The sequence below is a fragment of the Flavobacterium sp. UM26 genome, assembly GCF_057922445.1.
This window is the reverse complement of record NZ_JBVHCY010000010.1, coordinates 111580-137611: the sequence shown is the minus strand read 5'-3', so window position 1 is coordinate 137611 and position 26032 is coordinate 111580. Positions and strand designations below refer to the sequence as shown.

The window sequence follows — 26032 nt, the reverse complement described above, 5'->3', positions numbered from 1 at the left end:
ATTTAGGTTAGTTAATAATTTTTTCTATTTGAAGAGTCAAAGCCTTAGTAAAGTCTTCATCTTCTTTTCTCATTTTTTCGGTGATATATGGTGGGGCGTGGTCAGGATCCCCTGAATCTACTGGAGGATTAGGCTGATATTGTATGAATAATTGTGTGGTTTGAGCGGCTTCAAGACCTTTAATGATTAGTACGATTTCTAAAGCAAGGTCCAAAGAAGAAGAAATACCCCCTCCAGTAAATATTTTTTGCTCCATATCTATCGCGAATCGAGGATAGCTAGGAGGGATTTTTAATTCTAGGTAATCGGATAGTAATCCTAATGTTGGAATTTGCGACCAATAAGTAGTAGCCAAACATTTTTTTAAAATTCCAGCAGCAGCCAGTACAAATGCGCCAGTGCATACAGAGCCATTCCATATTGTGGTTTCGGAAATTTTTCTAATGGAATTTAGATAAAGGTCATCTTGCATGGCACCAATTACACCAGTAGGTCCACCACCAGGGACAAAGAGAATATCTACTTTTGGAGCATTAGAAAATGTATAATTAGAAACCACACTTACTCCCTCAGTTGTAGTAATGGTTTCATCGGTAGCTATCCAAATGGTTTTAAAACCATCGCATGAACTGAAAACTTGAGTAGCTCCAGCAAAATCTACAAGGGTGCATCCTTGATAAAGAGCAAATCCCACTACAATATCATTTTGTGTCTCCATTATTTTAAAATTGAAAGTAAAACAGTAGTTTATTCAATATTAAAATTACATCGACTCAGTAAAGGGAATTAAATAAATGGTATAAGAAGCAGTATTGATGTGATAGAACTATTTTTTTGGAGTACAAGAGTAAATTTGCAAGTATAGCTTATACATTAGTTTTTAAGAGTACATTCTTTTGAGGTGTTAAAACAAAAAAAGCAATGTTCTCACATTGCTTTTTTAGTTATTTCGGTTGAATCAAAAATTCCTTCGGGGGTTGTGCATGAAGCAAATGGGTTACGAAATAATCCCATCTTTTACGCATCATATAAAAAGTGTCTGCTCCAAAACCATGTCGAGCATTAGGGAAAAGGATGAAATCAAAATCTTTGTTGGCTTTTTGTAAAGCTTGAATTACTAGATAAGTATTGTAAGGAGGGACGTTGTCATCCATTCCGCCATGCGCTAATAATAATTTTCCTTTTAGATTTGCAGCAAAATTAGCGTTGGCTTGATCTTCATAATTAGATTTTCCGTTGGCGTCTTTAGTCAGAAGCCCGATATATCGTTCACCCCAATCATCTTCATAGTTTCGATTTTCATGATTACCAGATTCAGAGATACCTACTTTGTAAAACTCTGGATATCTAAATAAGGCTGCCGCTGTAGCATAACCACCACCTGAATGTCCCCAAATCCCCACTTTGTCCAAATCCATAAAAGTATATTTAGCGGCTAATTGCTTAATTCCTGAAATTTGATCTTCTAAAGTGTTATCGGCCATATTGCCATAACAGGCATCGTGGAAAGATTTGGAACGATCTGGATTACAAGTTCCATCAATGATAACAACAACAAAACCCAATTCAGCCAAAGCTTGATGATCACTTCGAGCTGAGAAAAAATTACGACTGCCTACACCGCCACCTTGAGGTCCAGGATATATGTAATTAACTACAGGATATTTTTTTGTTGCATCCAAATGAGTAGGAGTAAAGAGCAATCCATACAGATCCCATTTGCCATCTCTTGATTTTACTTTGATAGGCTCAGGTGCTTTCCAACCCGTAGCTAAAAGTTTTGAAATATCAGCTTTTTCAAGGGTTGCAATTAACTTCCCATTGGTAGCTCTCAAAACCGAAATAGGTGGCACATTGGGTTGTGAATACGTATCTACAAAATAGTCTCCATTGGGAGATAATGAGATATTATGGTTTCCATCTTCTGGAGTAAGTAATTGAAGATTTTTTCCGTTGAAATCAATTCGGTAAAAATGACTGAAATAAGGATCACGACCTGTTTCTCTTCCATTGGCTTCAAAATAAAGCACTCGATTTTTTTCGTCTACTTTTAAAACTTGGGTTACTACAAAATTCCCTTTGGTAATTTGTGATTTTAATTTACCAGTTTTGGCATCATACAAATACAAATGCCCCCAATCGTCACGTTCACTGTACCAAATGATTTCATTGGAACTTTCTAAATAATGCCAATTTATTTTTCCTTGACCACTTTCGTATTGTGTAGCCACTTTTTCTTCAAAGATGTCTTTTACGGCGCCAGTTAGTGCATCGGCAATTCTGACTTTGGCTTCTTTATGATCTCGTGAAGTAGAAACAAAGACTAATTTTGTTCCATCAGCATTCCATTGGTTATCATCAAAAGAACCTGAACACGAAATATCATCACACAAAGTTCCTCTTCGAGGATCGGGAGCCATATTCAAGCGAATAACTTTTGGTGTTTCGACTTCGATTATTACTCGCTCAATTTGAATTATTTTTTCATCACCAGGAAGCGGATATTTCCAAGCCTCCAATTTGGGAGCTCCCACATTGGTTGATACCAAATACATATCTTTTACGTGACGTTGGTCTTGTTGAAAAGTGGCAATTTTTTTAGAATCGGGAGACCATAACAAAATGGCTTTGTTGCTATGTTTCCATCCCGCATTATCTGTGGCATAGCCGTAATCTTTTACGCCATCGAAAGTCAGTTGTGTTTCTTTTTGTGTTGCCAAATCTTTGATCCATAGATTCCAGTCTTTGATGAAAGCCACTTTTTTACCGTCTGGCGATTTTACTTCAAAAGGGCTAACTGTATAAGTTGAGGTAGAAGTTGTTTGGTTTTCTGGGAGTAAAGATTTTAAATCAGCACCTGTTTTTCGGGTGCCGTCAACTGTATGAATGACTACTATTTCTTTTCCTTTGGGAGTAGTATTGTTGTACCAAAAATCACCATTTGGTAACCAATTTGGGTTTACGTTACTATTGAAAACTAATTTGTTGGTATTGAATCCTAAATATTTTACCGCTTGTTCATAATCGGTTGCCGTAAGTGTCTTGTTGCTGTTTTGAGACCTGACAGTTAAGCCTATTAGCATTAGAGCAAGAAAGAGAAAGCTGTTTTTAGTCATAATCAGTAATTAATAATTGTTTTGGATAAATTTAAACAATTCTATGAAACTATTGTGGTTTTGTTTTTACTCTTCAGATTTGTATTACTTTTTATTTTGAATTTGTCTTTTTGTTTGTAAGCAATAAGTGTTAGTTCTTCAGGCGTATACGGATGGGTCGAGCTCAGTTATAAGTAAAAAGAGTTACTTATATACCTAATATGAAAGCTCATTTTATTACTTTGGTGACGTTCAAATTTTTGGTAATCAAATGCATTATTTTTTAACTCAGTAAATTGTAAGCAGCCATTCGGAATTCCTACTTAAATCCTTATTTTTGCCTATCTTAAATAAAAATTCATGCACCAATATATCGATCAGCTCAACGAAGCCCAACGTGAACCTGTACTTCAAAAAGATGGACCAATGATTATTATCGCTGGTGCAGGCTCCGGAAAAACTAGGGTTCTTACTATTCGTATTGCCTATTTAATGCACCAAGGAATTGATGCTTTCAATATTCTGGCTTTGACTTTTACCAACAAAGCAGCTCGTGAAATGAAAAATCGTATTGCTCAGATTGTTGGTTCTGCCGAAGCTAAGAATTTATGGATGGGAACCTTTCACTCGGTTTTTGCCCGAATTTTAAGAGCCGAATCGGATCATTTGGGTTATCCTTCTAATTTTACGATTTATGACTCTCAAGATTCGGCTCGATTGATTTCGGCAATTATCAAAGAAATGCAATTGGACCGTGATATTTATAAACCTAAGCAAGTTTTGGGACGTATTTCGAGTTATAAAAATAGTTTGATTACGGTAAAAGCCTATTTTAATAATCCTGAATTGATGGAAGCCGACGCAATGGCTAAAAAACCACGTTTAGGTGAAATTTATCAACAATACGTTGAACGATGCTTTAAAGCTGGAGCGATGGATTTTGATGATTTGTTGCTAAAAACCAATGAGTTGTTGACTCGTTTTCCTGAAATTTTGGCTAAATATCAGAATCGATTTCGTTATATACTTGTTGATGAGTATCAAGATACCAATCATTCGCAGTATTTAATTGTACGAGCACTTTCGGATCGCTTTCAAAATATATGCGTAGTTGGGGATGATGCCCAAAGTATTTATGCTTTTCGTGGTGCGAATATTAATAATATTTTGAATTTTCAAAAGGATTATGAAGGCGTGAAAACCTTTCGTTTAGAACAAAATTATCGTTCAACTCGAAATATTGTAGAGGCCGCCAATACCATCATTGATAAAAATAAAACCAAATTAGACAAAGTGGTTTGGACAGCCAATGATTTTGGTCCAAAAATCAAAGTACACCGCAGTTTGACTGATGCCGAAGAAGGTCGATTTGTTGCGAGTACTATTTTTGAGCAAAAAATGCAAAATCAGTTGCATAACGGTGCTTTTGCCATTTTGTATAGAACCAATGCTCAGTCAAGAGCTATGGAAGACGCTTTGAGAAAAAGGGATATTCCGTATCGTATTTACGGTGGATTATCTTTTTATCAAAGGAAAGAAATCAAAGATGTGTTGTGTTATTTACGCTTAGTAATTAATCCAAAAGACGAAGAAGCTTTAATTCGTGTGATTAATTATCCTGCGAGAGGAATAGGGGATACTACTATCGAAAAGTTGACGATTGCAGCAAATCATTACAAGCGTTCGATTTGGGAAGTCATGCAAAATGTGGATAAAATTGATTTGAAATTGAATTCGGGTACAAAGCAGAAGCTAGCTGATTTTGTTACTATGATTCAGAGTTTTCAAGTTATTAATGAAAATCAAGATGCTTTTTACATTACGGATCATGTGGCCAAAAAAACAGGCTTGGTTCAAGAATTGAAAAAAGATGCTACTCCAGAGGGAATGGCAAAAATTCAGAATATTGAAGAACTCTTGAATGGTATCAAAGATTTTACCGAAGGTCAAAAAGAAATTGATGGTGCTCGTGGTGCATTGTCAGAATTCATGGAAGATGTTGCTTTAGCAACTGATTTGGATAAAGATACTAACGATGAAGATCGAGTGGCTTTAATGACTATTCACTTAGCAAAAGGGTTAGAGTTTCCTCATGTTTTTGTAGTGGGAATGGAAGAAGATTTATTCCCATCTGCTATGAGTATGAGTACCCGAAGCGAATTAGAAGAAGAACGAAGATTGTTTTATGTAGCTTTAACACGTGCAGAGCATCAAGCCTATTTGACCTATGCACAATCTCGCTACCGTTGGGGAAAATTAACAGATAGCGAACCATCCCGATTTATTGAGGAAATCGATGGTCAATATCTAGAATATTTAACTCCTGCTGAGAGTAGCTATCGTTATAAACCACAAATTGATAGTGATATTTTTGGTGATGTAGATAAGTCAAAATTACGATTATCAAAACCTGTTGCAGGAACTCCTCCCAAGTATAGTACTAGTAATGAGCCAAAACCCGATACCGTTATTCGTAAATTGAAACCAGTGGGAAGTACTAATTCCTCAAGTAACACCAATTTATTTGATAATCAATTGGTAGTTGGAAATGTTGTGATGCATGAACGCTTTGGTAAAGGACAGATTTTAAATTTAGAAGGAGCTGGTGCTGATAAAAAAGCCGAAATTAAGTTTGAAGTCGGTGGAATAAAGAAATTATTGTTACGTTTCGCAAAATTGGAAGTGATTGGATAAAAACAGTGAAAAGTTTAGATAGATTTGTACTATTATTACTAATTATATCTGTAACTTACTGCTGTTAATTCTATCTTTTAAATATAAATACAATCCGAGATGGCACAATTTATTAAAATATACGAAGATAAACCCAGTGAAGCAGCAATTGCTAAAGTGGTAAAAGTTTTAAAAGATGGAGGATTAGTCATTTATCCAACTGATACGGTGTATGGTTTGGGATGTGATATTACCAATTCTAGAGCACTTGAAAAAATAGCCAAAATTAAAGGTGTCAAATTAGAAAAAGCCAATTGGTCTTTTATTTGTCATGACTTGAGTAACCTTTCAGATTATGTTCGACAAATAGATACAGCTACTTTTAAGATTTTAAAAAGAGCTTTGCCGGGTCCCTATACTTTTATCCTTCCTGGAAATAATAATTTACCAAAAGAATTCAAGAAAAAAACAACGGTTGGGATTAGGATTCCTGATAATAATATTATTCTAGAGATGGTTAGACAATTAGGAAACCCCATAGTGTCTACTTCTATTCGTGATGACGATGATGTTATTGAATATACGACTGACCCTGAATTAATTTTTGAAAAATGGCAGAATCTTGTAGATATTGTAATTGATGGTGGTTATGGAGATAATATAGGTTCTACTATCATTGATTTATCTGATTATGAGCCAATTGTGGTAAGGGAAGGTAAAGGAAGTTTGGATGTTTTATAAAGTAAGAATAGTAGTATTGCTATTTCAATTTTTAAAAAACAAACTGAAGTATGATTTTTTTTATATTTTTTTATATATTTACTATAGTATTCAGTTAAAAACATTTAAAAAACACAATAAAATGTTATTCTTGATATATTTAATTGGTTATTAAAACAATATTGAGGGTACATATTGGCAGGTCGAAAGGCCTGCCTTTTTTGTATAAAAAAAAGCGTCAATTTAAGACGCTTTTTTATAAAATATTGAAGAAATGATTATTGTTGTTGTTTCTTCATTTCTTTTTCGATCATGTCGTAGAATTGATCAATTTTTGGTAACACTACAATACGAGTTCTTCTATTTTTAGAACGATTCTCAGGAGTATCATTTTCTACCAATGGTACATATGAACTTCTACCTGCTGCAATTAATTGTGCTGGTTTTACACCTAAATCATTAGTTAAGACTCTGATAATAGAAGTAGAACGTTTTACACTCAAATCCCAGTTGTCTAATAGTATTCCATTACTTCTGTAAGGAACATTATCGGTGTGTCCTTCAACCATACATTCAAAATCAGGTTTGTCATTCACTACTTTGGCAACTTTAGCTAAAACAGCTTTAGCTTTGTCGGTTACTTCATAGCTACCACTTTTAAATAATAATTTATCAGCAATAGAAATAAAGACAACTCCTTTTTCTACATTAATTTCAATATCTGGATCGGATATACCTACAGAACTTTTTAAACTAGTAACCAATGCAAGGGTAACGCTATCTTTTTTGTTCAAAGCATCTTGCATTCTACTTATCTTTAAGTCTTTTTCTTTGATGGTTTCTAAGGCTTTTTCAATATTTTCAGCTCCTTTTGCAGTTAGAACTGTCATGTCTTTTGAAGTATTAATCAATAATTGGTTTTTCTCTTTTAATCCTTCAACAGTAGCTGCCAAACCAGCTTTTTCTTCTAAGCAAGAGTTCAATTTTACTGTGGCAGTATTCAATAAATCTTGAGTTTCTTTGTTTTTAGCTTCCAAGTCTGCATATTTCTTTTTAGAAACACAGGAAGTTAGCAAAGTTAAAACGGACAAAGCAATTACTATTTTTTTCATAATTTTTCTTTTAATGATGTTTTACAAAGTTAAATCTTAATATGAATACCTAGGTATAAAATATTGTTAAACTAGCTTTTCAAAAATAGTGCCACTCTTAATAAAATAAGTATATACGATGCTTTTTACTTTGTAATAGGACTCTTTTTGAAAAGCACCTCTTTTTTTAAAGTGTATGCTAAAATACTGATAAAAAGCCAAATGTGCTTTTAAAATTGCCAAAAAATGTTTGGGTTTGCCTTTTACTAAAAATTGTATTCCTGCAACACCATCTAATAACATTCGGATGAAAAGTCGACGAAACATAACCGATTTGGGTAGGTTCTTGGTTAGCATAAATAGGGAATTTCTGAAATTCAATTCTGTTTTTTTAGGACTTCCCTGTTGTAATGTTGCGCCTCCCACATGATAGACCACCGAAGCAGGTTCGTATTTTATGGTATGTCCTAAGTTAATTGCTCTCCAACATAAGTCAATTTCTTCTTGATGAGCAAAAAAGTCTGCATCAAATCCGTTTAACTCATGATATATTTGTGCACGAATAAAGAAACAAGCTCCAGAAGCCCAAAAAATTTCAATTCTATCATCGTATTGATTAACATCTTTCTCTAGAGTGTCAAAAATACGACCTCTACAAAATGGATAACCATATTTATCAATGAAACCTCCCGCAGCACCAGCATACTCAAAATACTCTTTATTTTTAAAGTCTAATATTTTGGGCTGAATAATAGCTGTTTTCGATTCTTTTTTAAATGTATCAATAATAGGCTGTAACCAATTGGCCGTGACTTCGATGTCTGAATTGACTAAAGCATACACATCAGCATCTATATATTGTAATGCTTCATTATAGCCTCCAGCAAATCCATAATTGGCTTTGTTGATAATGATTTTTACTGAGGGAAAATTAGCTTTCACGTAAGCCACAGAATTATCTGTAGATGCATTATCAGCCACATAAATGGTGGCTTCTGGTGAATATTGAATAATCGTTGGAAGAAATTGTTCTAAAAGAGATTGTCCATTCCAATTAAGAATAACTACGGCTAATTTCATTGATATTATTTACTGTTTTTAGAGATAGGAAGAGAATATTCCGGTATTGATTTAAGGAATTCATATTTTTCATTTTCAAAATCCATCGTGCAATAATAATGATTCAAACCATTAGTTACCATTAGGTATTGTGATTGTAATGTCATATTGTATTGTGCGATTTGATCAAAAGTGGCTTGGCTGATAGTTATGTGTGGTGCCTTGCATTCTACCAAGGCAAAAATAGATCCATTTGGGTTAAACAATACGATATCATAGCGTTTTCGTAAACCATTTACATGTAATACTTTCTCAACATTGATAAGGGATTTTGGGTATTTTTTTTCTTGTAGTAAATATTGAACCACGTGTTGTCGAACCCATTCTTCTGGGGTAAGGATTATAAATTTTTTCCGAATTTCATCAAAAATAGACACTTTATTTTCGCTATTTTTGAATCGAAATGAGTAAGAAGGAAAATTAAGTTTTTGCATGTCGCAAAAATAGTTATTTTGTTTGTAGTTTATCATTTGAAATAAAGCAAAAAAGATTCATTATAAACGGCTAGTAGATACAAAAAAATGGATGAAGTAGTAAAGATTGTAAATGATATAAAAGCTGGCAATATCAAACCTATTTATTTTTTAATGGGTGAAGAGCCATATTATATTGATAAATTATCCGATTATATTGAAGAAACAGTCTTGGCCGAAGATGAAAAAGGGTTCAATCAAACGGTTTTGTATGGTCGTGATGTCTCTGTAGAAGATATTGTAAGTACTGCCAAACGTTATCCAATGATGGCCGAGCGTCAAGTTGTGATTGTAAAAGAAGCTCAAGAACTTTCGAGAACTATAGATAAATTAGAAAGTTATGCCGAAAATCCAATGCCTACAACTGTTTTGGTGTTTTGCTATAAATACAAAACTTTGGATAAACGTAAAAAAGTAACCAAAGTTTTGGCTAAAAATGGTTTGGTGTACGAAAGTAAAAAGTTGTATGAAAATCAGGTTGGTGATTGGATAAAAAGAGTATTAGCCGGCAAGAAGTACGCTATAGAACCCAAAGCCTCAGCTATGTTGGTCGAATTTTTGGGTACGGATTTGAGCCGAATTAACAACGAGCTTGAAAAACTTAAAATCATTTTACCAGCAGGGAGTACCATCACAGCTCATCATATTGAAGAAAATATTGGTTTTAGCAAAGATTTTAATGTTTTTGAATTACGAAAAGCCATTGGTGAACGCAATCAGTTAAAAGCTTATACTATTGCAGATAATTTTGCTCAAAACCCGAAAGAGAATCCTTTAGTAATGACTACAGGTTTGGTTTTTAGTTTTTTTGTGCAACTACTAAAATATCATGGGCTTAAAGATAAGAATCCTAAAAACGTGGCTACAGTTTTAGGTGTAAATCCTTATTTTTTGAAAGATTATGATGTGGCTGTTAAAAATTATCCCATGAAAAAAGTCAGTCAAATTGTTAACTCGTTGCGTGATATCGATGTAAAGAGTAAAGGAGTAGGTGCTAATGCATTGTCAAATGCAGATTTACTAAAAGAAATGTTGTATAAAATTTTCAATTAAAGAAATATGAGTACTTTATTTAAAAATATCATACTGAGTATGGGGCTACTTTTAATGCTGCCATGGGCTAAAGCTCAAAATTCAAAAAACAATACTATAAAATATACCTCTTTTGATACTTATCCTGTGTATTTAAAAGAGGATTTAGGGGTTACTTATTCTCCTCAAAAGACGATTTTAAAGCTATGGAGTCCCAATGCCGAAGAAGTTCAAGTACATCTTTATGCAAAAGGTAATGGAGGAAATGCTTTTGATACAAAGAAATTAACGTACGAAATCAAAACGGGAGTTTGGTCTATCGAATTAAAAGGAGATTTTCATAATACGTATTACACTTTACAAGCAAAACATGATGGCAAATGGTCTAAAGAAATGCCCGACCCTTATGCCAAAGGAGTTGGCGTGAATGGTAACCGTGGGCTAATTTTTAACCCCAATAGTAATAATCCAACTGCTTGGAAAAAGGACAAACAACCCGAACTGAAATCTGTTGCTGATATTATTTTATATGAAACTCACGTTCGCGACTTTTCTATAGATCCCTCTTCAGGTATCAAAAACAAAGGTAAATTTCTTGGTTTAACAGAAACCAATACTAAAAATAGTTATGGCGAAAGTACGGGATTAGATCATTTAAAAGAATTGGGAATTACCCATCTTCATTTGCTTCCAGTTTTTGATTACAAATCTATTGACGAAGCAAATTTAGTTAAGCCTCAATACAATTGGGGGTACGATCCACAAAATTATAATGCCTTAGAAGGGTCTTATTCAACCGATCCTTTTGATGGATTGGTGAGGATGAAAGAATACAAAGAAATGGTACTAGCATTGCATCAAGCTAATATTCGTTTGGTGATGGACGTAGTATATAATCACACTAGCTCCACTGATATTTTTGACCAATTGGTTCCAGGTTATTATTACAGAAATTGGGCTGATGGTAAACGTTCGGATGCTTCGGCTTGTGGCAATGAATTTGCTTCTGATAGAATTATGGCGCGTCAATTTATGCTTTCATCTCTAAAATATTGGGTAAAGGAATATCACGTAGATGGTTTTCGCTTTGATTTGATGGCTATTCATGACATCGAAACCATGAATTTGATTGCTAATGAACTTAAAAAAATTGACCCTACCATTTTCTTATACGGTGAAGGCTGGACGGCAGGAGATTCTCCACTTCCTTTGGAAAAAAGAGCCTTAAAAAGTCATGTAAAGCAGTTGAATGAAATCGCTGTTTTTTCAGATGATATCCGAGATGGGGTAAAAGGACATTGGTCTAATGTTGAAGAAAAAGGATTTGTGAGTGGAAATAAAAATCTCAAAGAAATTATAGAATTTGGAGTTGTAGCTTCAACCAAACATCCACAAATAAAGTACGATAAAAACAGAAGTTATGCTCAGTTTCCGTATGCTGATAACCCAACTAAAGTTATTGGATATGTTTCTTGTCACGATAATAATACTTTGTATGACAAATTAAAAATAGCGAATCCTACTGTTTCAGAGAAAGATTTGGTAGCTATGGATAAATTAGCGAATACCATTGTTTTGACTTCTCAAAGTATTCCTTTTTTGCATATGGGTGTTGAAATGAAACGAACAAAAAAAGGAGTTGAGAATTCCTATAATTCCCCAGATAGTATCAACAAAATAGATTGGAATTGGAAACATGAAAACAAAGAATTGTATCACTATTACAAAAATTTAGTAGCACTTCGTAAAGCACATCCCGCATTTAAAATGACTACAGAAAAAATGATACAACAGCATTTGGATTTTGTAAGCACAAATGATCCTCTGCTAGTAGGCTATACTTTGAATAATTATGCAAATGGTGATGCTTGGAAAAATATAAGAGTATACTATAATGGTGATGCTATTGCTAAAACAATTACTTTGGAAGGAACTTGGACTATTGCTTGTAATGGAGAAATAATTGCTCTCAATTCAGGTAAGAAGACGCAAAACCAGGCCATCGCTATACCTCCTCATAGCGCAATGATTTTATATCAGGAATAAGAATTTTGTTCCAAAATCTATAAAAAATAACGATATTTGCAGTTCCGAAAAAAATAAAATACCACGATTATGGGAATGAATAAAAATACCATCTTAGGATGGGCAACATTTATAATGATTTTAATGGGATTATTACTGATTGCATTGGGAGCTTTTCGCTACAGAGACGTATCTGGATGGGGATTTGCCGCAGTTGGAATTGGATTTTTAGCCAATGCTTGGGTTTTTAGCTCTTTGAAAGGTAGAGTATAACTTATTTTTAGACTGTCTATGGTTTTTGCACTAGCAAATTAGGTGACTAATCATTTATGAAAATTTTAAAATTCAAACCCAAAAACAATAATTCATTAAACTACAAACAGTAAACAAATAAACTTAGAATATGTCAGACGATAAGAAGGTCATTTTCTCGATGCAGAAATTGAGCAAAACCTATCAAGGTGCAGATAAACCAGTATTAAAAAACATCTATTTGAGTTTCTTTTATGGAGCTAAAATTGGTATTTTGGGTCTTAATGGCTCTGGTAAATCTTCTCTTTTAAAAATTATTGCTGGAGTTGATAAAAATTATCAAGGGGATGTTGTTTTTCAACCGGGTTATACCGTTGGTTATTTAGAACAAGAACCAGTTTTAGATGATTCCAAAACAGTAATCGAGATTGTTCGTGAAGGAGTTGCTGAAACTATGGCGGTACTTGAAGAATACAACCAAATTAACGATTTGTTTGGTCTTGAAGAAAACTATTCTGATCCAGACAAAATGGATAAATTGATGGATCGTCAAGCTGCTTTGCAAGATAAAATCGATGCTCTAGGTGCTTGGGAAATCGACACCAAACTAGAGATTGCTATGGATGCTTTACGTACTCCAGAAGGCGATACTCCGATTAAAAACCTTTCAGGTGGTGAGCGTCGTCGTGTAGCTTTATGTCGTTTGTTGTTACAACAACCCGACGTATTGCTTTTAGATGAGCCAACCAACCATTTAGATGCTGAATCCGTATTGTGGTTAGAGCAACATTTAGCACAGTATTCAGGAACTGTAATCGCCGTTACTCACGACCGTTATTTCTTGGATAATGTTGCGGGTTGGATTTTGGAGTTAGATCGTGGAGAGGGTATTCCTTGGAAGGGTAACTATTCTTCTTGGTTGGATCAAAAGTCAATTCGTTTGGCTCAAGAGGAGAAAACAGCTTCTAAACGTAGAAAAACGTTAGAGCGTGAGTTAGAATGGGTACGTCAAGGTGCCAAAGGTCGTCAAACCAAACAAAAAGCACGTTTACAGAACTATGACAAACTTTTGAATGAAGACCAAAAGCAATTAGACGAAAAATTAGAGATTTATATTCCTAATGGTCCTCGTTTGGGTACCAATGTTATTGAAGCTAAAAATGTAGCCAAAGCTTTTGGAGATAAGCTTTTATATGACAACTTGAATTTTACTTTGCCTCAAGCAGGAATTGTTGGGATTATCGGTCCGAATGGAGCTGGTAAATCGACCATTTTTAAAATGATTATGGGCGAACAACAAACCGATAGTGGTGAATTTACAGTTGGAGAAACCGTAAAAATCGCTTACGTTGACCAATCACACTCCAATATAGATCCAAATAAATCGATTTGGGAAAATTTTTCCGATGGTCAAGAATTGATTATGATGGGTGGTAAGCAAGTGAATTCTAGAGCTTATTTGTCTCGTTTTAATTTTGGTGGAGGTGAGCAAAACAAGAAAGTATCAATGCTTTCTGGTGGAGAGAGAAACCGTTTGCACTTAGCGATGACTTTGAAAGAAGAAGGTAACGTATTACTTCTTGATGAGCCAACGAATGATTTGGACGTAAATACATTACGTGCACTTGAAGAAGGATTAGAAAACTTTGCGGGTTGTGCTGTAGTAATCTCTCACGATAGATGGTTTTTAGATCGTATTTGTACACATATCTTAGCTTTCGAAGGAAATTCTGAAGTATATTTCTTCGAAGGAAGTTTCTCTGATTATGAAGAAAACAAAAAGAAACGTTTAGGTGGTGATTTGACTCCAAAACGTTTAAAATATAGAAAATTGATTAGAGGATAAAACGAATCAACATTTTTTGTAATCCACTATTTACTCAAAGTAGGTAGTGGATTTTTTTATGGGGTTATTTTATTTTCTATTATAGAAAATATTTCGTTTTTAATTAATAGTTTTTTCTTATTTTGGTAAAGCATTTATTTAGAGCTTTATATAGGATGTTTTTTGTTGATGTAAAGTATTCGAAGAAAATAAATTCTTAAGTTAACTATGATTCTAACCAATTTACCAAAACAACCGCCATTATTTATTTCCTATTTGAAGGTGGGTAAATTGTTGTACTATTCGTTATTTCTTTTTGTTCTAGAGGCTTGGTTTTATGGTGTGCAATTACGTAATGCCATGCTAAATCAAGGATTGATACTAATTATTTTATGGCTACTATGTTTCTTGTTCGCCTTTGTGCATATTTTTTTGGTCTTGGCTGATGGATGGTCCCGTTTTCAAAACTATAAAAGAGCGAAGGATCAGTTTTTTATTCACGGTTTTAATAGACGTATTTGTGATACTTATATTGTTTCAAAGTGTCAACGCATGGCTGCGCTTGTGGCTGCTGAAGAGTTAGGACTAGAAAAGCAAGTAGCAGAATACTATGCACAAAAAGGCGTAAAATGGTATCATTTCATTCCATATTTTATGGTTAAAGATCCGTTGTTTTTCTTTAAAAAGAAGTTTTGGAATCGTACTTTTTTGGAGCCAAATTATCAGTCTAAGTTTAATTTCAACACAATCCAAATGGACATTTCGCAATAATGGAAGTACATAACATTTACAAATCATACGGTAATTTAGAAGTACTTCGTGGGGTCTCCATGCATTGCCAACCTGGTGAAATGGTAGGTTTGTTGGGAGCTAATGGTGCCGGAAAGACGACTTTATTCAAGATTATTTTTGGACTCGTTCAACCGGATAGTGGAACGGTTACTTTGCCTCAACATTACGCAAAACCATTAGGTGGGATTATCGAAAAACCGGGACTTTATGAATATCTTTCTGCTGCTGAAAATATCAGGTTGTTTGCTGGTTTGCAAGGGATAAATACCACAAAAGAGTTTATTAGCGAATGTCTTTTACAAGTTGGCTTGGATATCCAACGAAAAGATCCTGTCAATCGTTTTTCGATGGGCATGAAACAGAGATTAGCCATTGCTATTGCATTATTAAATCAGCCTGCGGTTTTGGTTTTAGATGAACCTTTTAATGGGCTAGATCCCGTTGGAGTGACCGCTTTACGCGACTTAATATTAGAGCTTTGTGAAAAGAAAAAATTAGCGATTATTTTGTCCTCTCATATTACTGAAGAATTGGCTAAATGCTGCCACCGTTTGTATGTGCTTAAAGGTGGTGAAATGATTCACAGCGGGCCTACCCAAGACATTCTTTCGACACACACTGTTGGATATGCTTTGTATGGAAAAGGAATAAGTAATGCAAAAACATTGCTAAATTATTCTTTTAAGGTACGTGGACAAATGGTTTGGGTAGCCATTGGTTCTGATAAAATAAGCAAACTATTACAGGATTTACTTATCGAAGGGATAAATATAGAATCTTGTATTCCTGATTATAGTATGAAAGAACTTTTTGAAGTATAGGTATGATGTGGCAATTGATGAGAATTGAATGGTTTAAACTTTTCAAACAGCAAAGAACCTATTGGGCTTTAGCTGCCATTTTGATTATCGAAGGATTAGTTTTGGTGGGAGCTTATTTTCAAGGTACAGAAATTATCGAATTGTTATTGGAGAACCTCCGGAAATCCTTTTATTTTAAAGGAAAACTGTTGAATGGCAATCTGATGATTTATCTATTATTGAATACTCTTTGGTTTCATTTACCCTTGATTTTGATGATATTAGTATCTGGAATGATGACCACAGAATACAAAGACAAAACACTTCAAGCTACCTTTTTGCAACCTGTAAAAAAAGGAAAATTTATTCTATCTAAATACTTGGTTGCATTGCAACTAACGATTCTTGTTTTGGTTTTTTTAGCGTTAACTTCTATTTTGCTGTCTAATGCCCTTTTTGGACAAGGAGATTTGATTGTTTATTTAGAATCACTTAATTTTTTTACTAACGAAGAAGCGAAGGAGCGTATTCTTTTTGCCTTTATTTCTGGAGGTTTTTCGATGTTATTTTATACTGTGGTGAGTATGACATTGGCAATCATCATAAAAGAAGCCACAGCCACTTGGATAGCATCTACTTTTTTTCTGGTTTTTACTAATTTATTGCTAAAAATAGATTTGAATTCTACTTTTTTAAATCAATGGGCTTATGTAAAACTAATAGACAGTTGGCAATACTTTTTTTATCCTGTAGTAGAATGGGATCAAGTAAGTTTTAATGCTGTTTTGTTGTTCTTTTATACACTAATTACGGCACTTTTTGGTATTTATTTATTTATTAAAAAAGACCTCGAATAATGCAAAAATATTTTTTCATAGCCCTTTTTTTTATTAGTAGTTCTACTTGTTTTTCGCAACAAATCGATAAAGATTTTTTGTTGTTAAAGCAACGAATGGATTCTGTATCTTCTTTCACTGCGAAATTGGTCTTGGACGTTGATATTTCTTTTATTAATATGCCAACAAAGCAAGCAACATTAAACTATAATCGTGGTAAGAGAATGAAAATTGATGCAAAAGATTTTGTGCTTTTGCCCAAAAGAGGATTGGATTTTTCACTTAACAGTCTTACAGAATATCCATACATCACTGTTGACAGAGGGAAAGAAGTGAAAAATGGTAAACTTTGTAAAGTACTAAACATTATACCGATTGATCCCAAAGCCGATTTTTCGATAGCCACTGTTTGGTTAGACCAAAAAGCGAAACGTTTGCATACCACGGAAATCAATACCAAAAAAGATGGCGCGTATCAAATGGCGTTGGAATATCAAAAAGCAAAAGACGTTTTACCTCAAAAAGTTGAAGTGAGTTTTGAAATTGAAAAATTAAAAATTCCCGTTAATTTTCTAGGAAAAGGTTCATCTATTGACCGTAAAAAGATGAAAGCTACTGCTGTTAAAAAAGGTAAAATATACTTACTACTGCATTATGCTTCCATAAAAATGGCTGTTTAACTTCATCTGAAGATTTACTTTATTTACGAATAGAAAATAGTTTAGTTTACTCTTTCATTTTTGGTTGATCTTCATACCAATCATTAAAGGTTTTTGAAGTAGTAGTCATACTTTTAAGTACTCGATACACCATCAATACAATCAAAAAATTACCAATTACAAACAAAATATTCATAACCGTAAAAGAAGATTCAAATTGGCAAAAAGCAATTGTGAATATTAAAAATGAAACAGTCACTACTCCAGTAAAAAAGGCTATTTTTTTCATTTTATTACAAATTAAAAATGTTATCGTTGCGTTGATTTTAATAAATCAAAATTCGCATAATCAATTGTTTTTCAAACGATAACATTTGTTAATTTGTAGTGAAATTTTTAAACGAAGTAAAGATTTTTTGAAGTTTTTTAAAAATCGCTAAACTGTAGGTTGCTTAAATTTTTATAAGTACCATTTTCTATGGCAATCAGTTCTTGATGTGTTCCTTTTTCGGTAATTTGTCCTTGATCTAAAACCAAAATTTGATCGGCACTACGAATAGTAGATAAACGATGTGCAATTATGATACTCGTTCTTCCTTCCATTAAAACTTCTAAAGCTTCTTGGACTAATTTTTCACTTTCGCTATCCAAAGATGAAGTGGCTTCATCCAAAATCAAAATACTTGGGTTTTTTAGCAATGCTCTTGCGATAGCAATTCGCTGTCTTTGCCCTCCTGAAAGTTTAATGCCTCTTTCTCCGACCACAGTTTCAAATTGTTCTGGGAAACCTTGAATGAACTGTAGCGCGTTGGCTTGTTTAGCAGCCAACATAATTTCTTCGTCGGTAGCATTGGGTTTACCGTAAGCAATATTTTCTTTAATGGTTCCTCCAAACAAAATTACATCCTGAGGAACAATGCTCATATTGCCACGCAACGCTTCTAAATCATACTCCAGTATGTTTTTGTTGTCAATGGTAATACTACCTCCAGTAGTGTCATAAAAACGCAATAACAAAGAGGCAATAGTAGATTTTCCTGCTCCACTCGGACCAACAAGAGCAATTTTTTGACCTGATAAAGCGGTGAAACTTACTTCTTTTAGTACTTGAATCTCTTTACGAGAAGGGTAGGTAAAGGCAACATTCTCAAAAGAGACATCACCTTTTATTTTTGGGAAATTTTGATTTTTTGTGCTATTGATTTTTTCTGGAATTTCTTCTAGTAATTCAAAAACACGCTCTGTTGCACCAATGGCTTTTTGCATTTGCGCATACAATTCGGCTATGCCTCCAGAAGAAGCACCAACATAGCTTGAATACAGAATGAAAGTAAACAATTCGCCTACAGTAATTTCGCCAGCGATGCTTAATTGCACACCATACCAAACTACGGCTACTATTGTTCCGAACAAACAAATAATAATAAAAGAAGCAAAATAACCGCGTAATTGTCCACCCTTTATAGCTACTTTTACGACTTCTTTAATTTTTGTGGTGTAGCGTTCAATTTCATACCATTCGTTGGCAAAGGCTTTTACTATACTAATACCTTGCATTGTTTCTTCAACTACAACTTGGCTTTCGGCTACTTGATCTTGAACTTTTTTAGAATATTTACGAATAAATCTACCGAAAAATACTGCGGCAACACCAACTAGCGGAACAACAGAAATCATCATTATTGTCAACTTGATATTGATACTAGCCAACATCACAAAACTTCCAATAATCAGAATGAATTGACGCAAAAACTCGGCAATAGTCGTAGTTAATGTGTCTTGAATTTGACTAATGTCGTTACTGATTCGGCTGTTCAATTCGCCTACACGTTTTTGAGAGAAAAAAGACATTGGTAATTTGATCAAATTCGTATACAACGCTAATCTCACATTAGCCAAAGTGTTTTCAGTAAAATTCACGAAAAGTGACAATCTAAAAAAAGAAAAAACAGATTGTAGTACTAGAACTAGTCCTAGTCCCAAGGCTATTTGGTTAGCTAAACCGCTATCTTTTTTATTGACACAGTCAACCAACATTCCCATAAATTTAGGAAAAGCTAGTGCGGTTACGCTGGTTAGTAAAAGGAATAATAATCCGAGGTAAAACTTCCAAGTATTTTTGCCTGCATATTTAAAAATAATTTTGGCTTTGTTTATTGAAGAGGCTGTAATTTTAGCTTTTGGTAAATCGTTTTCTTTAAATCTTCCCATTGGTTTTTATTTATGTTTCAAATGTACCACTCTGAAAGTGGAATTCAAAAAAATATTGGATTTAGAACATAAAACTAAAACGCTGTGTGTGAGGATTTAATTAATTTATGATTGATTTTTTTGATTTTTTTCAAAAAAAAGTCTTGCAAATACGAATTCTAGCTGTATATTTGCACACGCAATCGGGCGATTAGCTCAGCTGGTTCAGAGCACCTCGTTTACACCGAGGGGGTCGGGGGTTCGAACCCCTCATCGCCCACCAAAAACTCCTTAAGTAATTAAGGAGTTTTTTTTATGTTTAATTATCGTTTACCTATGATGACTTTTAAATAAAAAGCATCAAGTTTTCTGTATTCTTTAAACGAACTTTTTCTACTGTAATTCTTTCTAAATTTATTTCTCTATTTCGAGATAATCTAATTGTTGTTCTGTTGATTTTCTTTTACATTGCAATAATTAATCTTTTCGTTATGAGAATTATTTATCAGAGTTTCTTTTTTTTATCTGCATTTGGTTTAGTTAGTTGTGGTAGTTTTCAAAATAATCCTTTGAAACAAATTTTGAAAGTAAACGATGGTGTCATCCATCAGGTGATGCAAAATTCAAAAGAGTACGAAGTGCAAATTGTTTATTCTCAGATTGAGAGAAGTAAAAACGGCACGGTTACATTCAAGGATTATAAATACAATGTAGATGCAAAACAATATTTCTATCCCGCAAGTACCGTCAAATTTCCTATTGCTGTTATGGCTTTAGAGAAGTTAGACGCTATTTCAGGTACTTCTGTAAATTCTACATTTTCAATTGGAGATGAAGTAAGCCAGTGGAAATTTTCGGAAGAGATTTCAAAGTTGTTTGCTGTAAGTGATAATGAAGCCAGTAATCATTTATTTGAATTCATTGGATTTGATAGTTTGAATAACGGTATGAAAAATAAGGGTTTGTCTCCTTTTAGAATTACGCACCGATTATCTACGGCAAATTCGGGTAGTAGGGTAGTGCAACCTATCATTTTGTATAAGGATGATGGTACAGTTATGAAATTTCCATCAACTCAAACGAAAGCATTTCCTCCCTTGAAATTAAAAGGAATTCAAAAAGGGAAAGGGTATTTAGAAGGAGAGCAAATCATTCAAAAACCATTTGATTTTTCAGCAAAAAACTATTACCCTTTAGAGACTTTGCACAATACACTAAAAAGAATTGTTTTTCCAGAAGCATTTGAGGAAAAAGAGCGATTCAAGCTGTCAGAAAAAAGCAGAGAATTTATATTGTTTTCGATGCAAAACTTACCCAGAAATGCAGGATATGATCCAAAAGAGTATTTTGATGGGTATTGTAAGTTTTTTATGTTTGGTGATACAAAAGAACCTATTCCGGATTATATTAAAATTTACAACAAAGTTGGTGAAGCCTACGGAACGCTAACGGATTGTGCGTATATTGTCGATTCGAAAAATAACGTAGAATTTTTAGTTTCGGCTACTATATTGGTTAATAAAAACAAAATATTTAATGATGGAATTTACGAATATGATTCGATTGGGTTTCCTTTTCTAGCAGAACTCGGTCGACAATTGTATAAAAAAAGCAAACAATAATCTAATTTAAGGTTAACGCTCCTAAAATTTCCTCAAACAAGAAAGGTCCTCCAGGATATTTAGCTGTATAATCCAAGTTCATCCATACTTGTCCGCGTTCATCAATATGATAATGCAATTGTTTGTTGGCGCTTTCCCTTGGGAATAATTCGTTTTTGATTAAATAATTCACTTTTTCTAAGTCTTCCATAGAGCCAATTAATATTTCGGGATAAATGTGTCCTTTGGTGTGAATTAATCTTGGGGTTCCGCCAATAGCTCTAACACAAGCTGCCATAAGAATGGAATGGTCATCACAATCGCCAGAGAAATACATCAAAGATTCTGTTGCTGTAGCAATATAATCGCCTTCTTTAGGGTCGTGAACGTAATTCCAACGCGAATTAATTTCCTTGAAAACTGCAAAACACTGAATAATTGTTCTGTAATCGCTATATCCTTTTATATTTCGAAAGTGCTTTGTAGTAGCCATAATGGCAAAATTCCTAACTTTTGGATTTTGATATTCAATAGCGCCCAAAATTTTAGATTTATTAGGAAAGGGAAGCAGTTTTGCAATGATAATGTCTTGAGGGTAAGGACTGTCAGACATAGTATAGACCATTGAATTGTAATCTTCAACGACACTGTTAAAGCCATAATTTCCGAAGATACTGCCATAAATAAGAACAAAAAAATAAATGAGAATGGCAATCATCATAAAGGTTCTCATAGCGTTAAGAACGAAATGAATAACAATGAAGACCAATAAGAATATAAGAATTCGGTCTAAATTAAAAGGCCAATTGAAATCAATAATATTGTGATGTATAATGATAAAAACAGGAAAGGTGATGACCAAGTTCAAAAAAGATATAATAATAATATCCCAAGGTTTCTTAACTTGAAGTTGGGTTTTTAGTTTATTTAAATCAATTTTTTTTGGGTCTATCATATCTTAAAAAAGGAGTACGATTATACCACTTTTACTATTTCAGCAAATGTACTTTTTTTATCAATAATTCCGAGTTCCAACAATTGATTTTGGACATTGTTTAACACATTTTCACTTATTTCGTTTTGTGACCATTCGGTTAAAGCTAGCCATTTTTCGAGGTCTTCTTCTTTTTGATGATAGCGTTCTGCAAGTTTTGTTTTTATATTGGTTAATTCTTTGAATTTAAATGTGTAAGCATTAATTATCTCAAGTATTTTGGAGATAGTTTGAGGTTCTTTTTCCAGAATTTCATCTCGAACAGCAATAACAAAACAAGGCCAAGGTGTGGGGCAGTCAGCGATTCTTCTGAAAATTCCTTGGTCAACGAGAGGCTGTGTCATGAATCGTTCCCACATAAAATAATCAGCAGTACCTTCCGTCAAAGCAGTAACGGCACCATCAATGGTATTGACGATTTCAAATAATAGGGAATTAGTATCCCAATTCTGATTACCTGCATTGACATAAGCCATTAACTGGGAACCAGAACCTATTCTTGAAATGGCTGCTTTCGTACCTTCGAGTTGAGCCAAGTTCTCGTATTTAGATTGTGCTGCGACATGAATTCCCCAAATCAAAGGAGTTTCTACATATACTTGAACGATTTTTGAAGGATTACCAGCTGTAATATCTTTTACAATACCTTCGGTTAAAATAATAGCAATATCCGTACTTCCATCGCGTAGCATTTGGCACATTTTACCCGTGCCCTCTGGAACATCGGTCCATTGCAAGTCGATAGCTTCTTTTTTAAAATCTCCATTTTCTATGGCTAAATGCCAAGGTAAATTAAAATGTTCTGGAACACCAGCTATTCGTATTGTTGTCATTTATTTTTGATTTGGATTAAATAGTTGCCACCATTTCCAATTGATGCCGTCTTCAGCCGTATATTCTTCTACAAATTGCATCCCACATTTGCTTAAAATATGATTGGAAGCGCCATTTTGAGCGTGGGTGTAAGCATTCATTTCTTGTATTTTCAATTGAGTAAAACCATAATCTAACCAGAATTTTGTGGCTTCCGTGGCGTAGCCCTTGTTCCAAAAGCGCTCATCTAAACGGTATCCGTAATCGTAAAAATTAGTATTTCCGTTTTCTATATGGTCGTTAATGAACTTAATACCAGTCCAACCGATAAACTGACCATCTTCTTTTAAAAAAGTAGCAAAACGGCCAATTTTATTGGTTGCATACTGTTTCTGAAGCGATTCAATCACCGGATAGATTTCTGTAATACTATGAACGGGTTTGTTCCATAAGTATTTGTGTACGTTTGGATTAGAATCCATGATAAACATAGCTTCGGCATCGTCAAGCGTAAATGGGCGCAGTATTAATCGGTCGGTTTCGAGGTGTACATCCATATTTTGTTGTGATTATTGCGCTAGTTTGTTGAGTGTATACAAAATAAGTTCGTCTACAGCTTTATAAGGATCTTGGCTAAAAGTGCCGTTAGCACGATTGGCAATGATGGCATTCATAGACAAACAATGATGACCTAATAATTTACCAAGTCCATAAATGGCACTGGTTTCCATTTCTAAATTGGTAATGCGATGTTCTTCGAAACTAAAAGAATCCATTTTAGCATTCAATGCTGGATCTTGTATTCCTAATCGTAACACACGTCCTTGAGGACCATAAAAACCACCAGCAGTTGCTGTAATGCCTTTGTGAATTTGATCACTTGTAATCAATTGCTCTAACTCAGGGGAACAACCGATGACATAAGGCGTTCCTTTTTTCAAATCCCAGTTGGTATGTTCGATAAACGCTTTTTCTAGACGAGATTCAGCAATAGATTCAATTAAATAGGAGCGAAGCATATTGTCTAATCCTAGTCCGTATTGCGCCATCACAAAATGATCTACTGGAATATCGGCTTGTAGAGAGCCAGAAGTTCCAATTCTGATGATTCTCAATGAGGTTAGGGTATCTTTTACCTTTCTAGTTTTTAAATCGATATTGACTAAAGCGTCTAATTCGTTGAGTACAATATCAATATTGTCAGGACCTATTCCAGTAGAAACCACACTAATTCGCTTGCCTTTATAAGTTCCGGTTTGCGTTTTGAATTCTCTTTTTTGAACAGTAAACTCAATAGCATCAAAGTGCTTAGTGATTTTTTCTACACGATCTTGATCACCCACAAACAGAATAGTAGTTGCAATTTGCTCTGGCTTTAAGTTCAGATGATAGATACTACCATCTGGGTTGAGTATTAATTCGGAATCTTTAATCATAACCTATGTTTAAATTGTTTAAGGCTTAATCGTTTAATGTTGTTAAACTGATTACTAAAGCTTGCATTCTGAGGACTGGAGTACGTGCATTTGTGTTTTTTATCTATTAAACTGAACACTAAAAACAGCATACTGAACACTTACTATTTACCCTCCAACTCTTTTTGTTTTAAAGCCTTTTTCTTTTAAAAGACTCATAATTTTATCGCGATAATCACCTTGAATGATGATTGCACCTTCTTTGAAAGTACCACCCACACTCAATTTTGTTTTTATTTCTTTGGCTAAAATTTTGAAATCCTCATCGGTTCCCTCATAGCCTTCTATAATGGTGGTGGCTTTGCCTTTTCGTTTTTCGTATTTACAAATCATAGGTTCTTTTTGCACATACAATTCGTGTGCTACTTCCTCAACGGGTTCGTCGGGAAGAGGTTGATGATCTGGAAAAAGTTGTTTTAATTGGTCTTGTAAATCCATAAAATTGAACTTTTGAAAAAATCAAATTCCAAATTCCAAGTTGGTAAGCTTTGGAATTTGGAATCACTGATAGGTATGTTTATACTTTTACTTTTTGATTAAACCCAATTCTACCAAGCGCTCATACAAATAATCGCCAGCAGTGATGTCATCAAATAATTTAGGATGTTGGTCATCGATACAATTTTCCAAGCAATTTAGCTTCATATCGCTAACAGGATGCATGAAAAACGGAATAGAATAACGTGAGGTTCCCCAAAGTTCTCTCGGCGGATTCACTACTTGATGAATAGTTGATTTCAAACGATTATTGGTATGACGTGATAACATATCACCAACATTAATCATTAATTCATCAGGTTGTGCCATAGCGTCAATCCATTCTCCATCGTGGTTTTGCACTTGTAAGCCTTTTCCTTGAGCCCCCATTAATAAGGTAATCAAATTAATATCTCCATGTGCTGCTGCACGAACGGCGCCGTCTTTTGGCTCATCTGTGATTGGCGGATAATGAATAGGTCGCAAAATGCTATTACCGTCTTTTACGTATTGGTCAAAGTAAAATTCGTCCAAACCAATAAATAAGGCTAAGGCTCTTAATACATAAACCCCTGTTTTCTCAAGCATTTGATAAGCCTCTTTCCCCACAGTATTAAAACTTGGTAACTCAGCTACTTCAACATTGGCAGGATATTCACCGGCATACTTTGAACCTTCGCTTACATATTGGCCAAAATGCCAAAATTCTTTCAAATCTCCAGCTGAGCGTCCTTTGGCATGTTCTTTTCCAAAAGAAATATAGCCTCTTTGTCCACCAATACCTGGAATTTCATATTTTTCTTTTACTTCGAGAGGAAGTGAAAAAAAGTTACGAACTTCGGTATACAAGTTCTCAACTAATTCGTCATTCAAAAAATGACCTTTTAATGCTACGAAGCCTATTTCTTCGTAAGCGGTTCCGATTTCATTTACAAATTTTTGTTTACGTTTCGGGTCATCCGAAAGGAAATCACGCAAGTCAACACTAGGAATGTTTTGCATATTATTTGAATTTTGATAATTTAGAAGCTTTTTAAAACTTCTAGTTACAAATGTAAAGAATATTTTCAATTCTGACTTTTTAAAAAAT

Annotated in this window: 24 protein-coding genes and 1 tRNA gene; 12 read left to right on the top strand and 13 right to left on the bottom strand. The window is 34.1% G+C overall.

What is annotated here, in order from left to right; translation table 11 throughout:
* Window positions 1-7: 7 nt before the first annotated feature.
* Entirely contained in the window at window positions 8-718 is a 711-nt protein-coding gene (locus ACZ1AQ_RS12560) for a DJ-1/PfpI family protein (RefSeq protein ID WP_489633237.1), read from the bottom strand.
* A 226-nt stretch (window positions 719-944) separates the two neighbouring features.
* Window positions 945-3116 carry a S9 family peptidase gene (locus ACZ1AQ_RS12555; RefSeq protein ID WP_489633236.1) on the bottom strand — a complete coding sequence of 724 codons (2172 nt, stop codon included), beginning with the start codon at window positions 3114-3116 and terminating at the stop codon, window positions 945-947.
* A 339-nt stretch (window positions 3117-3455) separates the two neighbouring features.
* Here ACZ1AQ_RS12555 and ACZ1AQ_RS12550 point away from each other — a divergent pair, with 339 nt between their 5' ends.
* The gene (locus ACZ1AQ_RS12550; RefSeq protein WP_489633235.1) at window positions 3456-5789 is read left to right on the top strand and encodes an ATP-dependent helicase; all 2334 of its coding nucleotides are present in this window, start codon (window positions 3456-3458) and stop codon (window positions 5787-5789) included.
* A gap of 99 nt (window positions 5790-5888) precedes the next feature.
* Entirely contained in the window at window positions 5889-6509 is a 621-nt protein-coding gene (locus tag ACZ1AQ_RS12545) for an L-threonylcarbamoyladenylate synthase (RefSeq protein WP_489633234.1), read from the top strand.
* 257 nt (window positions 6510-6766) lie between these two features.
* Here ACZ1AQ_RS12545 and ACZ1AQ_RS12540 read toward each other — a convergent pair whose 3' ends face one another.
* The 3 genes from ACZ1AQ_RS12540 to ACZ1AQ_RS12530 form a co-directional block, all read right to left on the bottom strand.
* Window positions 6767-7600, bottom strand: coding sequence for an OmpA/MotB family protein (locus tag ACZ1AQ_RS12540; RefSeq protein ID WP_489633233.1), 834 nt, complete (start codon window positions 7598-7600; stop codon window positions 6767-6769).
* A 66-nt stretch (window positions 7601-7666) separates the two neighbouring features.
* Entirely contained in the window at window positions 7667-8659 is a 993-nt protein-coding gene (locus ACZ1AQ_RS12535) for a glycosyltransferase family 2 protein (protein WP_489633232.1), read from the bottom strand.
* A 5-nt stretch (window positions 8660-8664) separates the two neighbouring features.
* Window positions 8665-9132 (bottom strand): type I restriction enzyme HsdR N-terminal domain-containing protein, encoded by a 468-nt coding sequence (locus tag ACZ1AQ_RS12530; protein ID WP_489633231.1) that lies wholly within the window; start codon window positions 9130-9132, stop codon window positions 8665-8667.
* Between the two features lie 87 nt (window positions 9133-9219).
* Between ACZ1AQ_RS12530 and holA the strand changes: the two genes are divergently transcribed.
* The 8 genes from holA (at window position 9220) to ACZ1AQ_RS12490 (ending at window position 17413) form a co-directional block, all read left to right on the top strand.
* Window positions 9220-10224: a DNA polymerase III subunit delta gene (holA, locus tag ACZ1AQ_RS12525; RefSeq protein WP_489633230.1), complete on the top strand. Its 1005-nt coding sequence runs from the start codon at window positions 9220-9222 to the stop codon at window positions 10222-10224.
* A gap of 6 nt (window positions 10225-10230) precedes the next feature.
* A complete protein-coding gene (gene pulA / locus ACZ1AQ_RS12520) occupies window positions 10231-12249 on the top strand; it encodes a type I pullulanase (protein WP_489633229.1) in 2019 nt (672 codons plus the stop codon).
* 69 nt (window positions 12250-12318) lie between these two features.
* Entirely contained in the window at window positions 12319-12501 is a 183-nt protein-coding gene (locus ACZ1AQ_RS12515; protein WP_159685243.1) for a CAL67264 family membrane protein, read from the top strand.
* Window positions 12502-12631: 130 nt separating this feature from the next.
* Window positions 12632-14326, top strand: coding sequence for an energy-dependent translational throttle protein EttA (ettA, locus tag ACZ1AQ_RS12510; RefSeq protein ID WP_489633228.1), 1695 nt, complete (start codon window positions 12632-12634; stop codon window positions 14324-14326).
* 207 nt (window positions 14327-14533) lie between these two features.
* Window positions 14534-15076 (top strand): hypothetical protein, encoded by a 543-nt coding sequence (locus ACZ1AQ_RS12505; RefSeq protein ID WP_489633227.1) that lies wholly within the window; start codon window positions 14534-14536, stop codon window positions 15074-15076.
* Window positions 15076-15918, top strand: coding sequence for an ABC transporter ATP-binding protein (locus ACZ1AQ_RS12500; RefSeq protein WP_489633226.1), 843 nt, complete (start codon window positions 15076-15078; stop codon window positions 15916-15918). Before ACZ1AQ_RS12505 ends, ACZ1AQ_RS12500 begins: the two co-directional genes overlap by 1 nt.
* Before the next feature lie 2 nt (window positions 15919-15920).
* Window positions 15921-16754: an ABC transporter permease gene (locus ACZ1AQ_RS12495; RefSeq protein WP_489633225.1), complete on the top strand. Its 834-nt coding sequence runs from the start codon at window positions 15921-15923 to the stop codon at window positions 16752-16754.
* Window positions 16754-17413 (top strand): hypothetical protein, encoded by a 660-nt coding sequence (locus tag ACZ1AQ_RS12490; protein WP_489633224.1) that lies wholly within the window; start codon window positions 16754-16756, stop codon window positions 17411-17413. The genes ACZ1AQ_RS12495 and ACZ1AQ_RS12490 overlap by 1 nt, the downstream gene beginning before the upstream one ends.
* Window positions 17414-17459: 46 nt before the next feature.
* On the opposite strand, the gene ACZ1AQ_RS12485 is transcribed toward ACZ1AQ_RS12490, so the two are convergent.
* Both ACZ1AQ_RS12485 and ACZ1AQ_RS12480 read right to left on the bottom strand, forming a co-directional pair.
* Complete coding sequence (locus ACZ1AQ_RS12485; protein WP_489633223.1) at window positions 17460-17681, bottom strand: hypothetical protein; 222 nt, start codon at window positions 17679-17681, stop codon at window positions 17460-17462.
* A 137-nt stretch (window positions 17682-17818) separates the two neighbouring features.
* Window positions 17819-19603 (bottom strand): ABC transporter ATP-binding protein, encoded by a 1785-nt coding sequence (locus ACZ1AQ_RS12480; RefSeq protein WP_489633222.1) that lies wholly within the window; start codon window positions 19601-19603, stop codon window positions 17819-17821.
* Between the two features lie 184 nt (window positions 19604-19787).
* Here ACZ1AQ_RS12480 and ACZ1AQ_RS12475 point away from each other — a divergent pair.
* Window positions 19788-19865 (top strand) — tRNA-Val (locus tag ACZ1AQ_RS12475).
* Between the two features lie 208 nt (window positions 19866-20073).
* A complete protein-coding gene (locus tag ACZ1AQ_RS12470; protein WP_489633221.1) occupies window positions 20074-21204 on the top strand; it encodes a serine hydrolase in 1131 nt (376 codons plus the stop codon).
* Window position 21205: 1 nt separating this feature from the next.
* Here the strand turns inward: ACZ1AQ_RS12470 and ACZ1AQ_RS12465 are convergent, their stop codons facing one another.
* The 6 genes from ACZ1AQ_RS12465 to ACZ1AQ_RS12440 all read right to left on the bottom strand — a co-directional run bounded on the left by ACZ1AQ_RS12465 (window position 21206) and on the right by ACZ1AQ_RS12440 (window position 25944).
* The gene (locus tag ACZ1AQ_RS12465; protein WP_489633220.1) at window positions 21206-22138 is read right to left on the bottom strand and encodes a transglutaminase-like domain-containing protein; all 933 of its coding nucleotides are present in this window, start codon (window positions 22136-22138) and stop codon (window positions 21206-21208) included.
* Window positions 22139-22158: 20 nt separating this feature from the next.
* Window positions 22159-23010: a substrate-binding domain-containing protein gene (locus ACZ1AQ_RS12460; protein WP_489633219.1), complete on the bottom strand. Its 852-nt coding sequence runs from the start codon at window positions 23008-23010 to the stop codon at window positions 22159-22161.
* On the bottom strand, window positions 23011-23547 hold the full coding sequence (locus ACZ1AQ_RS12455; protein ID WP_489633218.1) for a GNAT family N-acetyltransferase: 537 nt from the start codon (window positions 23545-23547) through the stop codon (window positions 23011-23013).
* Between the two features lie 12 nt (window positions 23548-23559).
* The gene (locus tag ACZ1AQ_RS12450; protein ID WP_489633217.1) at window positions 23560-24426 is read right to left on the bottom strand and encodes a nucleoside phosphorylase; all 867 of its coding nucleotides are present in this window, start codon (window positions 24424-24426) and stop codon (window positions 23560-23562) included.
* Between the two features lie 147 nt (window positions 24427-24573).
* Window positions 24574-24903, bottom strand: a complete 330-nt coding sequence (locus ACZ1AQ_RS12445) for a translation initiation factor (protein ID WP_489633216.1) — start codon at window positions 24901-24903, stop codon at window positions 24574-24576.
* Window positions 24904-24990: 87 nt separating this feature from the next.
* Window positions 24991-25944: an isopenicillin N synthase family dioxygenase gene (locus tag ACZ1AQ_RS12440; RefSeq protein WP_489633215.1), complete on the bottom strand. Its 954-nt coding sequence runs from the start codon at window positions 25942-25944 to the stop codon at window positions 24991-24993.
* Window positions 25945-26032 lie beyond the last annotated feature (88 nt).

Excerpts from the sequence above, each read along its gene's own strand:
- ACZ1AQ_RS12460 (WP_489633219.1), bottom strand. The coding sequence starts at position 23,010 with ATGACAACAATACGAATAGCTGGTGTTCCAGAACATTTTAATTTACCT.
- ACZ1AQ_RS12445 (WP_489633216.1), bottom strand. The coding sequence starts at position 24,903 with ATGGATTTACAAGACCAATTAAAACAACTTTTTCCAGATCATCAACCT.
- ACZ1AQ_RS12560 (WP_489633237.1), bottom strand. The coding sequence starts at position 718 with ATGGAGACACAAAATGATATTGTAGTGGGATTTGCTCTTTATCAAGGA.
- ACZ1AQ_RS12535 (WP_489633232.1), bottom strand. The coding sequence starts at position 8,659 with ATGAAATTAGCCGTAGTTATTCTTAATTGGAATGGACAATCTCTTTTA.
- ettA (WP_489633228.1), top strand. The coding sequence starts at position 12,632 with ATGTCAGACGATAAGAAGGTCATTTTCTCGATGCAGAAATTGAGCAAA.
- ACZ1AQ_RS12455 (WP_489633218.1), bottom strand. The coding sequence starts at position 23,547 with ATGGATGTACACCTCGAAACCGACCGATTAATACTGCGCCCATTTACG.
- ACZ1AQ_RS12495 (WP_489633225.1), top strand. The coding sequence starts at position 15,921 with ATGATGTGGCAATTGATGAGAATTGAATGGTTTAAACTTTTCAAACAG.
- ACZ1AQ_RS12500 (WP_489633226.1), top strand. The coding sequence starts at position 15,076 with ATGGAAGTACATAACATTTACAAATCATACGGTAATTTAGAAGTACTT.
- ACZ1AQ_RS12555 (WP_489633236.1), bottom strand. The coding sequence starts at position 3,116 with ATGACTAAAAACAGCTTTCTCTTTCTTGCTCTAATGCTAATAGGCTTA.
- ACZ1AQ_RS12530 (WP_489633231.1), bottom strand. The coding sequence starts at position 9,132 with ATGCAAAAACTTAATTTTCCTTCTTACTCATTTCGATTCAAAAATAGC.
- ACZ1AQ_RS12490 (WP_489633224.1), top strand. The coding sequence starts at position 16,754 with ATGCAAAAATATTTTTTCATAGCCCTTTTTTTTATTAGTAGTTCTACT.
- ACZ1AQ_RS12550 (WP_489633235.1), top strand. The coding sequence starts at position 3,456 with ATGCACCAATATATCGATCAGCTCAACGAAGCCCAACGTGAACCTGTA.
- ACZ1AQ_RS12465 (WP_489633220.1), bottom strand. The coding sequence starts at position 22,138 with ATGATAGACCCAAAAAAAATTGATTTAAATAAACTAAAAACCCAACTT.
- ACZ1AQ_RS12505 (WP_489633227.1), top strand. The coding sequence starts at position 14,534 with ATGATTCTAACCAATTTACCAAAACAACCGCCATTATTTATTTCCTAT.
- ACZ1AQ_RS12515 (WP_159685243.1), top strand. The coding sequence starts at position 12,319 with ATGGGAATGAATAAAAATACCATCTTAGGATGGGCAACATTTATAATG.
- ACZ1AQ_RS12545 (WP_489633234.1), top strand. The coding sequence starts at position 5,889 with ATGGCACAATTTATTAAAATATACGAAGATAAACCCAGTGAAGCAGCA.
- ACZ1AQ_RS12480 (WP_489633222.1), bottom strand. The coding sequence starts at position 19,603 with ATGGGAAGATTTAAAGAAAACGATTTACCAAAAGCTAAAATTACAGCC.
- ACZ1AQ_RS12450 (WP_489633217.1), bottom strand. The coding sequence starts at position 24,426 with ATGATTAAAGATTCCGAATTAATACTCAACCCAGATGGTAGTATCTAT.
- holA (WP_489633230.1), top strand. The coding sequence starts at position 9,220 with ATGGATGAAGTAGTAAAGATTGTAAATGATATAAAAGCTGGCAATATC.
- ACZ1AQ_RS12440 (WP_489633215.1), bottom strand. The coding sequence starts at position 25,944 with ATGCAAAACATTCCTAGTGTTGACTTGCGTGATTTCCTTTCGGATGAC.
- ACZ1AQ_RS12470 (WP_489633221.1), top strand. The coding sequence starts at position 20,074 with ATGAGAATTATTTATCAGAGTTTCTTTTTTTTATCTGCATTTGGTTTA.
- ACZ1AQ_RS12485 (WP_489633223.1), bottom strand. The coding sequence starts at position 17,681 with ATGAAAAAAATAGCCTTTTTTACTGGAGTAGTGACTGTTTCATTTTTA.
- ACZ1AQ_RS12540 (WP_489633233.1), bottom strand. The coding sequence starts at position 7,600 with ATGAAAAAAATAGTAATTGCTTTGTCCGTTTTAACTTTGCTAACTTCC.
- pulA (WP_489633229.1), top strand. The coding sequence starts at position 10,231 with ATGAGTACTTTATTTAAAAATATCATACTGAGTATGGGGCTACTTTTA.